A 14,433-nucleotide genomic window follows, 5' to 3' on the forward strand; every position below is an offset into this window, starting at 1 on the left:
CCCGTCGAGGGCCGCCTCGACCGCGCCGACGGGCGGCGCGGGTAGCGTTGGGGGCATGGAGTTCTACCGGACGACGCCCACGCACGACCTGACCTACTCCGACGTGTTCCTCGTGCCCAGCCGCTCGGGGGTCGCGAGCCGGCTCGACGTCGCGCTCGACTCCGGCGACGGGTCGGGTGCCACCGTGCCGCTGGTCGCCTCGAACATGAACTCCGTGACGGGCCCGAGACTGGCGGCATCACTGGCCAGGAGGGGTGGAATCGCGGTGCTCCCGCAGGACATGCACCTGCAGGACCTCGACGCGGCGATCCGGTCGGTGAAGGCCCAGTCGGCCGTGTTCGACTCGCCCGTCGCGCTGCATCCGGACCAGACGGCCGCCGACGCGCTCGAACTGCTGCCGCCCTCGCCCGGACACGGGATCGTGCTCGAGGACGAAGGCAATGCGTACGCGGGTTGCATCGCCGCCGAGCGGCTCGCGAGCGCGTTGCCGGACGCACGGCTCGGGGATCTCGTCCATGCGGGCATCCCGGCGCTCGAGGCGGAGGACGTCGAGGACTCGCGCCGCGCGTTCGACCTGATGGTCGACGCCGGGCTCGAGTTCGCCCCCGTGCTGCGGCACGGGAAGGTCGTAGGCACCCTCAGCCGTCGCAGCGCACTGCGCGGCACGATCTACCGCCCGAACGTGGACGCGGCGGGCCGGCTCCGCGTCGCGGCGGCGGTGGGCATCAACGGCGACGTCGCGGCCAAGGCCCGTGCGCTCGCCGACGCCGGCGTCGACCTCCTCGTCGTCGACACGGCGCACGGACACCAGGAGGGGATGGTGCGCGCGATCCGCACCGTGCGGGACCTCGACCTGGGGCTGCGCATCGCGGCGGGCAACATCGTCACCGCGGCTGCGGTCGCCGACCTCGTCGACGCGGGAGCGGACATCCTCAAGGTCGGCGTCGGTCCTGGGGCGATGTGCACCACCCGCATGATGACGGCCGTCGGCCGGCCGCAGTTCTCGGCCGTGCTCGAGACGGCCGACGCGGCGCGGGAGCTCGGCGCGCACGTCTGGGCCGACGGCGGGGTCCGGTATCCGCGCGACGTCGCGCTCGCGCTGGCGGCGGGGGCATCCGCCGTCATGATCGGATCGTGGTTCGCCGGAACGATCGAGGCCCCGGGGAGACTGCGCCGCGACGAGTCCGGCCGGCTCTTCAAGGAGAGCTGGGGCATGGCGTCGACCAAGGCCGTCCGCGAGCGCTTCGACCGCCTCTCGCCCTACGAGCTCGCCCGCCGCGAACTGTTCGCCGAGGGCATCTCGAGCTCCTCGATCTACCTCGACCCGCTCCGGCCCTCGATCGAGGACCTGCTCGACATGATCCTGTCGGGGGTGCGCAGCTCGGCGACGTATGCCGGGGCCCGCACGCTCGCCGAGTTCCGGGAGCGCGCGCTGGTCGGCATCCAGTCCGCGGCCGGATACGAGGAGGGCAAGGCGCTGCCGGTCAGCTGGTGAGCGCGGTCCGTGCGGGGCCGGCCCGTCGTCGCGCACACGCGGCGATCGCACGGAACGCCTCCGATATACTGACGCGACCATGGATGATCCTCCCTCTGCGAGTCCGACTGCCCATAGACCCTCGCCCGTGATCGATCGGGGAGGTCCGGATGTCTGAGTGGATCCTGCTCGCCATCGGCCTCCTGCTCACGATCGGCACGGGCTTGTTCGTCGCCAGTGAGTTCGCGCTGGTCAATCTCGATCGCGCCGACCTCGAGGCGCGTCGCGCGCGAGGCGAGACCCGGCTCGGGATGACCATCGCCGCGCTGAAGATCACCTCGACGCACCTCTCGAGCGCGCAGCTGGGCATCACGCTCACCACGCTCCTCACGGGCTACACGATGGAACCGGCGATCTCGTCGCTGCTGCGCGGTCCGCTCGCCTCGATCGGCATCCCGGAGGCGGTCGTCCCCGTCGTCGGGACGACGGTCGCCGTCGTCGTCGCCACCCTGCTCTCGATGGTGATCGGCGAGCTGGTGCCGAAGAACTTCGCACTCGCGCTGCCCCGGCAGACCGCGATCGTCGTCGTGCCCTTCCAGACCGCCTTCACGTGGGTGTTCCGGCCCGCGATCGCCGTGCTCAACGGCAGCGCGAACGCCATCATCCGGTCGCTCGGCATCGAGCCGAAGGAGGAGCTGTCGGGTGCCCGGTCCGCCGAGGAGCTGTCGTCGCTCGTCCGGCGGTCGGCCAGCGCAGGCGTGCTCGAACAGGACACCGCGACCCTGCTCGGGCGGACCCTCCGGTTCGCCGACCACGACGCGACCGACGTGATGACGCCCCGGCCGCGCCTGGCCGCCGTCCAGCGCGAGGAGTCGGCCGAGGCCGTGCTCGAGCTCGCGCGCCAGACCGGCTACTCGAGGTTCCCGGTGTACGACGAGAACCTCGACGACATCGTCGGCGTCGTGCACGTCAAGCAGGCGATCGCCGTGCCCCGCGACCGGCGCGCGGAGGTGCCGGCGTCGGCGCTGCAGTCCGCGGTCGTCCGGGTGCCTGAGACGGTGCCGCTCGACACCCTGCTCGAGGAGCTCCGCGGACGCGGCTTCCAGATGGCCGTCGTGCTGGACGAGTACGGCGGGACCGCCGGCGTCGCGACCCTCGAGGACCTGGTCGAGGAACTCGTCGGCGAGGTCGCGGACGAACACGACCGCACCCGCGCCGGCATCGTCCGGCGCGGCGACCACGTGAGCTTTCCCGGCATCCTCCGTCCCGACGAACTGCTCGATCGCACGGCGATCCGGGTGCCGGAGGACGGCGACTACGAGACCGTCGCCGGCTTCGTCACCAGCTCGCTCGGCCGGCTCGCCGAGATCGATGACGAGGTGCCGATCGAGGGCGGGCGCCTGGTCGTGCAGCGACTCGACGGACGCCGCATCGACCGGCTCCGGTTCATCCCGGATCCGCTCCCCGAGGGTGCCGAGGATGCCCGGACCGACGCGGCCGACCGGAACGGAGGCGACCGATGAGCGACTGGATGGGCATCGTCTGGCTCGTGGTGCTGCTGATCGTCAACGCGTTCTTCGTCGGCGCCGAGTTCGCCGTCATCTCGGCGCGCCGCTCGCAGATCGAGCCCCTCGCCGAGCGCGGCAGCCGACGGGCGAAGACCGCGCTCTGGGCCATGGAGCACGCCACGCTGATGCTGGCGATGAGCCAGCTCGGCATCACGATCTGCTCGCTGCTGATCCTGAACGTGTCGGAGCCGGCGATCCACCACCTGCTGGAGATCCCGCTGCACCTCACCGGCTGGTCGGAGGAGGTCATCGGCACGATCGCGTTCATCATCGCGCTGGTGCTCGTGAGCTACCTGCACGTCGTGTTCGGCGAGATGATCCCGAAGAACCTGTCGTTCTCGCTCCCTGACAAGGCCGTGCTGCTGCTCGCGCCCCCGCTCGTGTGGGTCGCGCGCGTGTTCCGCTTCGCGATCGTGGCGCTGAACGCGACCGCGAACGGCATCCTGCGGCTGTTCGGCGTCGAGCCCAAGAACGAGGCCTCGTCGACGTTCACGCTCGAGGAGGTGCAGACCATCGTCGACCAGTCGCGCCGCGAGGGCGTGCTCGAGGACTCGAGCGGCACCCTGTCGGCCGCGTTCGAGTTCACGACGAAGCGGGTCGACGACGTCGCTGTGCCGATGTCGGAGCTCGTCAGCCTGCCGCCCGGCGCCACGCCCGCGGACGTCGAACGCGCGGTGGCGCGGCACGGCTTCTCGCGCTACGTGCTCGTCGGCGCCGACGGCGAACCCGACGGATACGTGCACCTCAAGGACGTCATCGACCTCGACGACGACGAGTTCGACGACCCGCTGCCCGCGAAGCGCGTGCGCCGGCTCGTCTCGATCTTCGCGCACACCGAGCTGGAGGACGCGCTCGCCACGATGCGTCGACTCGGCACCCACGTCGCCAGGGCGTTCGACGAGGACGGCGGCACCACGGGCGTGATCTTCCTCGAGGACATCATCGAAGAGCTCGTCGGCGAAGTGCAGGACGCCACCAGGCGGGTCTGAGCCGGCTCGACCACGGTCAGCGCCGCGGGCGCCGGAGTCGTCCGGCGCCCGCGGTTCACCACTCGCCGTCGTTGAGGTCCGGGCGGGCGCGGCGGTACTGCGGCGGCCAGAGCGACCGGTCGGCGCCGAGTTCGAACGCCGCGCGCAGCGCGAAGTGCGGGTCGCGCATCATCGCCTTGCCGAGCATCACGGCGTCGGCATCGCCCGAGGCCACGATGCGTTCGGCGTGCTCGGGGGTCGTGATGCGGCCGACCGCGGAGACCTCGACCTCGCCGAGCTCACCGACCGCGATCGCGTGCGGCACCTGGTAGCCGGGGCCGACCGGGATCGGCGCGTTCGCCACGAGCCCGCCGGTCGAGATGTCGAAGAAGTCCGCTCCAGCCGCCTGGGCCCACCGGGCCACGACGGCGGTCTGCACCTCGTCCCACCCGCCGTCGACCCAGTCGGTCGCCGAGAACCGGACGAAGACGGGCATCCGCTCGCCGACCTCGTCGCGGACGGCGCGGATGACCTCGAGCAGCAGCCGCGCCCGGTTCTCGAGCGACCCGCCCCACTCGTCGTCCCGCCGGTTCGACAGCGGCGAGAGGAACTGGTGGATCAGGTAGCCGTGGGCGGCGTGGACCTCGACGACGTCGAACCCGGCCTCGACCGCACGCCGCCCGGCAGCGCGGAAGTCCTCGACGACCCCGAGGATGCCCGCCTCGTCGAGCGCGACCGGTTCGCGCAGGCCCTCGAAGGCCACGGCCGACGCGGAGACCGTGCGCCAGCCGCCCTCCTCGACGGGCTGCGAGCCCGGCAGCCTGAGGTGCTCCTGCCAGACCGACGCCTTGCGGCCGGCATGTGCGAGCTGGATGCCCGAGGCCGCGCCCTGCGAGCGGATGAACGCGGTGATGCGCGACCAGGCGCGGACCTGGTCGTCGTTCCAGATCCCGGTGTCGTGGTCGGAGATGCGCCCGACCGGATTCACGGCGGTCGCCTCGGCCATGACCAGCCCGGCACCGCCCGCGGCCATCGAGCCGAGGTGCACGAGGTGCCAGTCGGTCGGCACGCCGTCGAGGGCGGTCACCGAGTACTGGCACAGCGGCGGCACCCACACGCGATTGCGGATCTCGAGCCCGCGGATGGTGATGGGCCGGAACAGCGCCGGACCGGCGGCGGGCGCGTTCATGCGGCGAGCTCCCGAAGCCACGCCTCGAGCGCGTCGGCGTCGGTGAACACGTGCCCCGTGCCCCCGACCGCGATCGCCCCCTCCACGTTCTCGGCCTTGTTGTCGACGAACACGAACCGATCCGGCGTGATGCCGAGGTCGGCGATGACCCGCTCGTAGATCGGGGCGTCGGGCTTCACCAGTCCGAGCTCTCCGCTGACGAACACCTGCTCGAAGAGCGGGGCGAACGAGCCGTGCCGCAGCCACCCGCCGAAGTCGGCGCCGGCGTTCGAGAGCAGGGCGAGGCGGGTGCCGCCGTCGCGCAGGGCGTGCAGCACGGCGAGGGTGCCCGGGTCGACGCTCAGCCAGCTGCGGTGGTCGAGCGCCCAGAGCTCGTGGACGTCGACCTCCGACCACTGGGCGCCGACCTCCGAGCCGACCCGGCGCCAGTACTCGGCGATCGAGGCCGTGCCCTGGTCGAGATCCTGACGGTGCCGCCAGTAGGCGGGCCAGAACCGGTCGGAGTCGACCGCCGCTCGATCGACGAGCGCATCGCGGTCGGCCTCGGACGGCGACCGGGAGATGACCTCGCCGTAGTCGAAGACGACGACGCACGGGGCGAGGCTGATGGGTGAGGGTGCTGTGGGAGACATCCGGTTCAGGCTAACGCCGGCGGACACGACCGGCGTCATCCGCGGGGTTGGGGCCTATCGTTGAGCTATGGAGCAACCTGGCTGGGGGGCGTGGGGCGCGGCCGAGGCGACGGAGTGGATCCGTCGGCCCGATGCGGACGACGACAAGTACCGTCGTGGGGTGGTCGGGTTCATGACCGGGTCGGTCGAGTATCCGGGAGCCGCCGTGCTCGGCGTCGAGGCCGCGTACCGCACCGGCGTCGGCATGGTGCGGTACATCGGGCCCAAGGCGGTCGCAGCCGCGGTGCTGCAGCGGCGCCCGGAGGTTGTCGTGCAACCCGGTCGGGTGCAGGCCTGGGTGCTCGGCTCGGGCCTCGACTCGTCGCATCGCACGTTCCTGCGGTCGGGCGACCTCCAGCACGAGCTCTCGTCGGGTCTGCCGATCGTGCTCGACGCCGGAGCCCTCGACCTGGTCGGCACGCACTCGGGGCCGACCGCGATCACGCCGCACGCCGGTGAGCTCGCACGGCTGCTCGTGCAGCGCGAGGTCGAGGTGGACCTCGACGTCGCCGACGTCCGCGCGGATCCGGCGACCTGGGCCGAGCGCGCCGCGCACGAGTTCGGCGTCGCAGTGGTGCTCAAGGGCTCGACGACCCACGTCTGCGACCCCGAGGGCGCCCGGTTCGCGATCGCCGCCGCGACGCACCAGCTCGCGACCGCGGGAACCGGCGACGTGCTCGCCGGGATCCTGGGGGCGCTCGCTGCGACGCACCACGAGACCCTCGCGACGGATGCCTCGGCCCTCACCCGGCTCGCCGCGACCGCGGTGTACGTCCACGGTGCCGCCGCGCGGCTCGCGAGCGACGACGTCGAGGGCGGTCCGATCACGGCGCTCGACCTCGCGCAGGAGGTTCCGCGGGTCATCGGCGCGATGCTTCCCGACCTCGACGGCGAGTAGGCTCGCCTGCATGACGGTCGGGCCTGACGGAGCGGCATCCGCCCGGCCGCGGCCCTCGATGGCACGCCGAATCGTCGGGGGCCGACTCGCGCTGTGGGTGGCGTTCCTCGCCGTGCACGCGACGCTGGTCCTGCTCAACCTGCACGGCCAGGGGTGGCCGTTGGGCGACGTCGAGGCCGTCTACCTGCAGTGGGCGCAGCAGGCGGCGAACGGCTGGCTGCGCATGGGCATCGACAGTGCCTGGGTCTACCCGATCCTCGCGTTCGCGCCGATGGCCGTGGCGCTCGCGTTCGGTCCGGCGTGGTACCCGGAGACCTGGCTCGGACTCGTCTCGGTGCTCGACGCGGTCGCGTTCGCCATCCTGCTCGGCGGCGCGGCGCTCTCCCGGACCCGCCGCATCGCGGCCTGGTGGTGGCTCGCGTTCCTGCTGCTGCTCGGCCCGATCGCGCTCGGCCGGATCGACGCGGTGACGGTGCCGATCGCGCTGGTCGGGATGCTGTTCGCGTTCGGGCGACCGCGGGTCGCTGCGGCCCTCTTGACGATCGCGACGTGGATCAAGGTGTGGCCGGCGGCACTGCTCGCGGCGCTCGTCGTCGCGCACCGTCGCCGGATGGAGGCGGTCATGGTCGCCGTGGCCCTCAGCACGGGGATCGTGGGCGTCAGCCTGGTCGCCGGGTCGGGGCTCAACGTCTTCGGCTTCATCGGCGAGCAGACGGGGCGGGGCCTGCAGGTCGAGGCGCCGATCGGCGTCTTCTGGCTGTGGTCGATCGTCGCCGGTTCGGGGGAGTCGTCGATCGGGTACGACCGTGACATCCTGACGTACCAGATCTCCGGGCCGGGGGTCGAGGTGGTGTCGTCGCTGACGACGCCGGTGATGGCGCTGGCGGCGATCGGGGCGGTGCTCGTCGGCGTGCGCGCGGTCCGCCGCGGCGCTGCCGTGCTGCGGGTGCTCGCCCCGCTCGCGCTGACCCTCGTCGTCGTGCTGATGCTGGCGAACAAGGTCGGCTCGCCGCAGTTCGCGACCTGGCTCGCGGCTCCGGTCGTGCTGGGTCTCGCGACGGATCGGCGCCGGTTCCTGCTGCCCGCCCTGCTCGCCGCGCTGGTCGCCGCGACCACCCAGGTGATCTACCCCTACTGGTACGGCTGGCTGCTGGCCGCGGATCCCGCGTTCGTACTCGTGCTCACGCTCAAGGCGGCCCTGCTCGCGGTGATCGCGGCCTGGGGCGTCCGCACGCTGTGGCAGGCTGGATCGCGGCGCACCGGACCTCCGGCGATCGACTCGCCGATCGCGACGGCACGCGCCGAGGAGGCATGATGCTCGTCGCATTCTCCGTCGCCCCGAGCGGCAACGGCCGGGCGGACGGCTCCGTCCACGACGCCGTCGCCGCGGCCGTGCAGATCGTGCGCGACTCGGGCCTGCCGAACCGGACGACGTCGATGTTCACCGAGATCGAGGGCGAGTGGGACGAGGTGTTCGACGTCGTCCGCCGGGCGACCGAGGCCGTCGGGGAGTACGGGTCGCGGGTGTCGCTCGTGCTTAAGGCCGACATCCGGCCCGGGTACGCCGGCGAGATCGATGCGAAGGTCGAACGCCTCGAGGCGGCGATCGACGGTGCGGCGACCGGCGAGACTGGGGTCGAGGCATCCGACGCCTGACCGATCCCGCCCCGGCGCGGCATCCGTCGACTGTCGAATCGATTCGATCCGTGGCATGATCGACGGGTGACCCTCAGTGCAGACGGGCCGGCGACACTGTCGCCGGCCCGCATCCGTTTCGCGCTCCTCGCGCTCGCCCTCGGCGGCTTCGGCATCGGAGCCACCGAGTTCGTCGCGATGGGCCTGCTGCCGAACATCGCCGCCGACCTGCTGCCCGGCCTCTACGCGGCGAGCCCGGAGGACGCCAACGCGAAGGCCGGATGGATCATCACCGCCTATGCGGCGGGCGTCGTGGTCGGCGCCCCCACGATCGCCGCGGCGGCGGCCCGCTGGCCGCGCAAGCGGCTCCTGCTCGCCCTGCTGACGGCCTTCGCGCTCGGCACCGTCGCCTCGGCGCTGCTGCCGACGTTCGAACTCGTGCTCGTCGCGCGGTTCGTGGCCGCAGTGCCGCACGGGGCCTACTTCGGCATCGCCTCGCTGGTCGCGGCCGGGCTCATGGGGCCGGGCAAGCGCGCCCGCGGGGTCGCACTCGTGCTCTCGGGCCTCACGATCGCGAACGTGGTCGGCGTCCCTGCCATCACCTGGCTCGGGCAACTCTCGGGCTGGCGGATCGCGTACCTCGCGGTCGCGATGATCTTCGTCGTCACGTTCGTCGCCGTGGCGATCGCCGTGCCCTGGCAGCCGGGCGATCCGGCAGCGACGATGGGCCGGGAGCTGCGCGCATTCACCCGCGCGCAGGTGTCGTTCGCCCTCGCGATCGGCGCGATCGGATTCGGCGGGCTCTTCGCCGTGTACACCTACGTCGCGCCGCTCGCGACCGACGTCACCGGCCTCGCACCCGGACTCGTGCCCGTCGCGCTCATCGTCGTCGGCCTCGGCATGACGATCGGCAACCTCGTCGGCGGCCGCCTGGCGGACTGGAGCGTCCGCCGATCGATGTACCTGTTCTTCGCCGTGCTCGCCGCCGCGCTCGTGCTCCTCGGATGCACCGCCTCGAACCCGGTCGGCCTGTTCACGGGGCTCTTCCTCGTCGGCGGGGCGTCGTCGGCGCTCTCTCCCACGATCCAGGCACGGCTCATGGACGTCGCCCGCGACAGCCAGTCGATCGCCGCTGCGCTCAACCACTCGGCCCTCAATGTCGGCAACAGCCTCGGTGCGCTGCTCGGCGGCATGGTGATCGCCGCCGGACTCGGCTACGTGGCCCCCGTGTGGGTCGGCCTGCTGATGACCGTCGCCGGCATCGCGCTCGCCCTCGCCAGCTTCGGGCTGCAGCGAGCCCAGGCGAAGCGCGGCGCCGCGCTGCCGTACGCGACGGGGGCGACGCCGGCGATCGACTGATCGGGCCGGATCCGCTGCCGGGTCGCGTGACGCGGTGCGGTGCAGCGGCCGCGCTGCATCCCCATGCCGCTCAGTCGCTCTGCAGCAGGATGCCGTCCGCGATCGCGCGCTTGCGCAGTGCGACCTTCGTGCCGACGTCGTACCCCGCGACGCGGTACTTCTCGCGGATGCGCTTGAGGTAGCTCTTCGCCGTCTCCTCGGAGATGCCGAGCTGGAACGCGACGGCCTTCACCGGCTGGCCCGCGCCGTACAACGCCATCACGCGTCGCTCCTGCGCCGAGAGCTTCGGCATCCCGCCGTCCTCGTCGAGCGTCGCCTCGAGTTCGGACGTCAGGAACGTGTCGCCGACGCTCGCGGCGCGGATCGCCTCGACGATCGTCTCCACGGGCTCCGACTTCGGCAGGTAGCCGAGTGCGCCGGCCGACAGCGCCTCGCGGACCACCGCCGGCTCGGAGTAGGTGCTGATGAGCATGGTCTGCACGTCCGCCGACTTCAGCATCGAGAGCTTGAGCGAGACCGGGATGTTGTCCTTGAGGTCGAGGTCCAGGAGCACGACGTCGACCGGGAACTCGCGGTGCGCGAGGAGTTCGGACCACGAGGGGACCGCCGCGACGACCTCGATGTCGGGTGCGGCGGTGCGCAGCCACTCGCTCAGCGCGCCGAGGAGCATGCGGTGGTCGTCGACGATCGCGAGGCGGATCGACGTTGTTGGGTCAGGCATTCTGCGCTCCCCTGGTTCTGATGCCCGGATCGGGCAGGACGGCGGCGGTCGGGCGGGTCGGGCTCTCGGGGCGGCACGTGATGTCGATGCGGAATCGATTCATGCCCGTCGTGGCGTGGTGCGTTCCGACACTACCGACTGCTTCCCACGCCGCCGTGTCGACCTGCCGCGCGGCGACACCGGACACGTCGATCCGGACCCGCAGGTCGTCGAAGGTGTCCTCGTCGAAGTCGAGGTCGTCGTGCGCCTCGACCGTCACGACCGCATGCGCGAGCTGGCGACGCGACTGCTCGCCGACGATGAGCCAGAGCGCGAAGAGGAGGCCCTCGCGCTGTCCGGCCGACAGCTTGCCGGCCAGGCCCGTCGGGTCCACGACCTCGACGCGCCCCGAGAGGTACGCCGATTCGATCACCGCATGGCGGAGCCAGGTGTCGGTTCGGCCCTCGATGAGCCGGATCCGGAGTCGGGCGGCCAGCGCCCCGGCGAGTTCGGCCTTGTCGGGCGGCAGCGGGATGGCGATACGTCCCGTGCCGACGTCCTCGAGTAGGGACTCCGCGTCGAAGTCGAGCTGCGCCAGTTCCTCCGACGCGCGCATGCCGACCGCCGAACGCGGCGTCGAGACCGTCGACTGCACCAGGGAGAGGTCGACCTCGCGTCGGACGAGCCGTCGGAACCCGCGCACCGCGACGGTGACGAGCGCGACGGGCAGCACCGCAGCGGCGGCGACGGCGAGGCCCTGCACGGTTCCGCGACCGGCCGCAGGAAGCTGCACGAGCGCCTCGGCGGCGAGCACGACGCCGATCGCGATCGCGGCGATCAACGGCGGGTTCGTGCTGCGCAATGCGACGATCGGCATCAGGGCCGCCGCGGCCGCGACGGCCGCCGTGGGAGTCACCCCGGCCGACAGGGAACCGGCGGTCGCGATCACGTCGAGCGTGACCGGCACCGCGAGGCCGGCGACCATCGCCGCGAGCAGCCAGTCCGGGACGCGTCGCGACATGGCGAAGACGGATGCCGCGCCGGCGGCCACGACGACGGCCAACGCGATCCACGCCGGCCACGGACCGAGGCCCGGCGGGAAGTAGGGCACGAGGACGACCGCGTGCACCAGATGCGCGGCCACGAGCACACCGGCCGCGACGGTGACGCCGGCTGCGAGCCGCGTGCCGCCGTGCGCGCCGTGCACGTCGCCGGCGACCCGCGCCGACCTCGTCGGACGCCGGAAGTTGCGCTCCCGGCCGCTGGTCACCGTCGATTCGTCGAACCCTCCGGTCATGGCTTCGGCACCTCCAGCATGACCGTCGTGCCGGCGCCCGGCGACGAGAAGACCCGGGCCCGCCCTCCGACGGCGTGGAGCCGCCCGACCACCGACTCCGCGAACCCGAGCCTGGCCGGGTCCACCGAGTCGGGCGCGAACCCGGCACCGGCGTCGGAGACCATCGCGCGCACGGTCTGCTCGTCGTCGGTCACGGTCACATCGGCCTCGTTCACCCCGGAGTGCCTGCGGACGTTCTCGAGGCATTCGCCGAGCGCCCCGAGCAGGGCGTCGAGCGTGTCGCGCGGCAGGGCGAGCTGGCCGGCACCGTGCCAGTTGACGTCGAGTCCCATGCGGGAGAACCGCTGGCGCACGGATTCGAACGTGGTTCCGAGTTCGTCGTCGCCGTTGTCGGGGGAGAAGAGCGCGTCGGCGCCGGAGTCGAGCGGGGCACCGAGGCGCAGCAGGCGCAGCAGGCGCGCGTCGTCGCCCGCCTGATGCCGCAGGGCGGCGGGGCCGACGCCCACGCCGGAGTGGGCCAGCAGGCTGAGCGTCGCGAGGACCGTGTCGTGCAGCACCCGCGCGTCCTGCCGCTGCTGCGCTTCGCGTTCGCTCGCGAGCCGCTCGGCCTCGTGGGCCCGACCGACCTCCGCGATGCGCTCACCCGTTCGCGTGATCGCACGGTCGAGCCAGACCCCGAGCGATGCGGCGACGAGCCAGCCGGCGCACACCGAGAGCGTCGCGACCGGGCCCGGTTCGCCGAAGACGGTGCTCATCGCCACCACCACTCCGAGCATGGCCACCGCGAGGCCTGTAACGAGCAGGCGGCCGTTGCGTCGCACGACCAGCGGGATGGCCACGGACGCCGAGGTGATCCCGGTCGACGTGGCGATCGCGACGAGGGCGATCGGGTCGCTGCCCGGAGCGGCGGCGACCACGACCGCGGCGATGGCGCTCGCCGGAACGACGCCGAGTTGCAGCGCGACCGAGTCGCGGTCCGTGGCGAACCAGACCAGCGACCCGGCGGCCGCGGTGAGAGCCAGTGCGATCAGGTGCGGCCATCCGGCCATCGTGCCGGGGACCGACAGGCAGGCGAGTGTCGCGACGGTTCCGGTGAGCCCGGCGACGCGGGCGACCCGCCGGAGCAGGCGGTCGCGTTCCTTGCGGATGCGCTTCACTCCGACCCCCTCACGGCGCGCGGCAGGTGCCCGACGGCCCCGTCCTGGGTCGAGCGTACCGCGTCGCGCCCGCCGAACCGGGGGAGTGCGTCCGGAGCGACTGCGTGGTCGGACCCGGTGCGGTCACGCGTCGAGCAGGTCGCGCAGCGCGCGCCCGACCGCGTCCACCTCCACGAGGAAGGCGTCGTGCCCGAACTCGGACGACACGATCACGGGTTCCGGGCCGTGGATGCTCCGGGGCATGCCCGCGGCGATCTCGCGCTGTCCCTCGAGGGGGAAGTAGCGGTCGGTGTCGATGCCGAGCACGAGGCTCGTCGCCTCGATGGCGGCTAGCGCGTCGGCGACGCCGCCCCGCCCCCGGCCGACGTCGTGCGAGTTCATCGCCTCGGTGAGCACAAGGTAGCTGTTCGCGTCGAACCGCCGGGTGAACCGGTTGCCGTGGAAGTCGAGGTAGGACTCGACCGCGAACCGTCCGCCGCCGCCGAGCGGGTCGAGGTCGGACTGCCAGCTCCGCGCGAACCGGGCGTCGAACTCGGTCGACGTGCGGTAGTTGAGCATCGCGAGGCGACGCGCGAGGGCGAGTCCTCGGGTCGGTCCCTCGCCGTCCTCGGCGTCGTAGTAGGCGCCGCCGCGGAACGCCGTGTCCGCGCGAACCGCCTCGAGCTGCATGGAGTTGTGCGCGATCTGGTCGGCGGTGGTGGCGGCCGGCGCGGCGAGCACGGCGATGCGGGCGACGCGGTCCGGCACCGTGATCGCCCATTCGAGCACGTGCATCGCGCCCATGGAGCCGCCGATCACCGCGGCGAACCGTTCGATGCCGAGCGCGTCGGCGAACGCGATCTGGGCGGCGACCTGGTCGCGGATGGTGACGAAGGGGAACCTCGGCCCCCATTCGGCGAGGTCCGGTGCGAGGGATGCGGGGCCGGTCGTGCCCTGGCAGCCGCCGAGCACGTTGGGTGCGACGACGAACCAGCGGTCGGTGTCGATCGCGAGCCCGGGACCGACGACGCCGGGCCACCATCCGGCGGTCGCGTGCCCGTCGCCCGCTGCGCCGACGACGTGGCTGTCGCCGGTGAGCGCGTGCAGCACGAGCACGGCGTTGTCGCCGGCGGGGGAGAGTTCGCCCCAGGTCTCGTACGCGACGCGCACGTCGGGGAGCATGCCGCCGTCTTCGAGCCGGAGGTCGCCGACTCGCACGAACCTGCGGTCGCCGGCCGGGTCGCCCTCGCGCCACGCTCCGGTCACCGGCGCCCGGTTGGGCGCGAGCGTCGGCGGCGGGCCCGCCACGACGGGGGTGGGCGCCGTCTCCGCTCGCTGCTGCCAATCCACCCTCCGATTCTCCCGGAGCGGCGGTGGCATCCGCGCATTGTTACGACGGGCCGCGGCTCCGACGGACCGCGGCTCCGACGGACCGCGCGCGGGTGCACCGGGATGCTCGCGGATGCCGTCGGACACGACGGATGCCGCGGGCCAGCGGCTCGCGGCATCCGTTCGTCTCCGTGACGTCGGCAGGGGCG

At 72.6% G+C, this 14,433-nt stretch carries 13 protein-coding genes; 7 read left to right on the forward strand and 6 right to left on the reverse strand.

Annotated features, from left to right (window positions below):
* Window positions 1-55: 55 nt before the first annotated feature.
* From ELQ40_RS06510 to ELQ40_RS06520, 3 genes are all read left to right on the forward strand, one after another.
* Window positions 56-1,495, forward strand: coding sequence for a GuaB1 family IMP dehydrogenase-related protein (locus tag ELQ40_RS06510; RefSeq protein ID WP_127792956.1), 1,440 nt, complete (start codon window positions 56-58; stop codon window positions 1,493-1,495).
* Between the two features lie 149 nt (window positions 1,496-1,644).
* Entirely contained in the window at window positions 1,645-2,997 is a 1,353-nt protein-coding gene (locus ELQ40_RS06515) for a hemolysin family protein (RefSeq protein WP_127792957.1), read from the forward strand.
* A complete protein-coding gene (locus ELQ40_RS06520; RefSeq protein WP_127792958.1) occupies window positions 2,994-4,031 on the forward strand; it encodes a hemolysin family protein in 1,038 nt (345 codons plus the stop codon). The genes ELQ40_RS06515 and ELQ40_RS06520 overlap by 4 nt, the downstream gene beginning before the upstream one ends.
* Window positions 4,032-4,086: 55 nt before the next feature.
* Here ELQ40_RS06520 and ELQ40_RS06525 read toward each other — a convergent pair whose 3' ends face one another.
* Entirely contained in the window at window positions 4,087-5,199 is a 1,113-nt protein-coding gene (locus tag ELQ40_RS06525) for an NADH:flavin oxidoreductase/NADH oxidase (RefSeq protein WP_127792959.1), read from the reverse strand.
* Window positions 5,196-5,831, reverse strand: a complete 636-nt coding sequence (locus tag ELQ40_RS06530) for an HAD family phosphatase (protein ID WP_127792960.1) — start codon at window positions 5,829-5,831, stop codon at window positions 5,196-5,198. Before ELQ40_RS06530 ends, ELQ40_RS06525 begins: the two co-directional genes overlap by 4 nt.
* A 67-nt stretch (window positions 5,832-5,898) precedes the next feature.
* Here ELQ40_RS06530 and ELQ40_RS06535 point away from each other — a divergent pair, with 67 nt between their 5' ends.
* From ELQ40_RS06535 to ELQ40_RS06550, 4 genes are all read left to right on the forward strand, one after another.
* Complete coding sequence (locus ELQ40_RS06535; RefSeq protein ID WP_127792961.1) at window positions 5,899-6,768, forward strand: ADP/ATP-dependent (S)-NAD(P)H-hydrate dehydratase; 870 nt, start codon at window positions 5,899-5,901, stop codon at window positions 6,766-6,768.
* Window positions 6,769-6,778: 10 nt separating this feature from the next.
* Window positions 6,779-8,083 (forward strand): glycosyltransferase 87 family protein, encoded by a 1,305-nt coding sequence (locus tag ELQ40_RS06540; RefSeq protein ID WP_127792962.1) that lies wholly within the window; start codon window positions 6,779-6,781, stop codon window positions 8,081-8,083.
* A complete protein-coding gene (locus ELQ40_RS06545; RefSeq protein WP_127792963.1) occupies window positions 8,083-8,424 on the forward strand; it encodes a thiamine-binding protein in 342 nt (113 codons plus the stop codon). Before ELQ40_RS06540 ends, ELQ40_RS06545 begins: the two co-directional genes overlap by 1 nt.
* 66 nt (window positions 8,425-8,490) lie before the next feature.
* A complete protein-coding gene (locus tag ELQ40_RS06550; protein WP_127792964.1) occupies window positions 8,491-9,762 on the forward strand; it encodes an MFS transporter in 1,272 nt (423 codons plus the stop codon).
* Window positions 9,763-9,832: 70 nt separating this feature from the next.
* Here ELQ40_RS06550 and ELQ40_RS06555 read toward each other — a convergent pair whose 3' ends face one another.
* The 4 genes from ELQ40_RS06555 to ELQ40_RS06570 form a co-directional block, all read right to left on the reverse strand.
* Complete coding sequence (locus tag ELQ40_RS06555) at window positions 9,833-10,483, reverse strand: response regulator transcription factor (RefSeq protein ID WP_127792965.1); 651 nt, start codon at window positions 10,481-10,483, stop codon at window positions 9,833-9,835.
* Window positions 10,476-11,759, reverse strand: coding sequence for a hypothetical protein (locus ELQ40_RS06560; RefSeq protein ID WP_127792966.1), 1,284 nt, complete (start codon window positions 11,757-11,759; stop codon window positions 10,476-10,478). Before ELQ40_RS06560 ends, ELQ40_RS06555 begins: the two co-directional genes overlap by 8 nt.
* The gene (locus ELQ40_RS06565; RefSeq protein WP_127792967.1) at window positions 11,756-12,916 is read right to left on the reverse strand and encodes a sensor histidine kinase; all 1,161 of its coding nucleotides are present in this window, start codon (window positions 12,914-12,916) and stop codon (window positions 11,756-11,758) included. The genes ELQ40_RS06560 and ELQ40_RS06565 overlap by 4 nt, the downstream gene beginning before the upstream one ends.
* Window positions 12,917-13,039: 123 nt before the next feature.
* On the reverse strand, window positions 13,040-14,245 hold the full coding sequence (locus tag ELQ40_RS06570) for a homoserine O-acetyltransferase (RefSeq protein WP_240665976.1): 1,206 nt from the start codon (window positions 14,243-14,245) through the stop codon (window positions 13,040-13,042).
* Window positions 14,246-14,433: the final 188 nt, after the last annotated feature.

Source organism: Agromyces sp. LHK192 (assembly GCF_004006235.1).
Taxonomy (GTDB): domain Bacteria; phylum Actinomycetota; class Actinomycetes; order Actinomycetales; family Microbacteriaceae; genus Agromyces.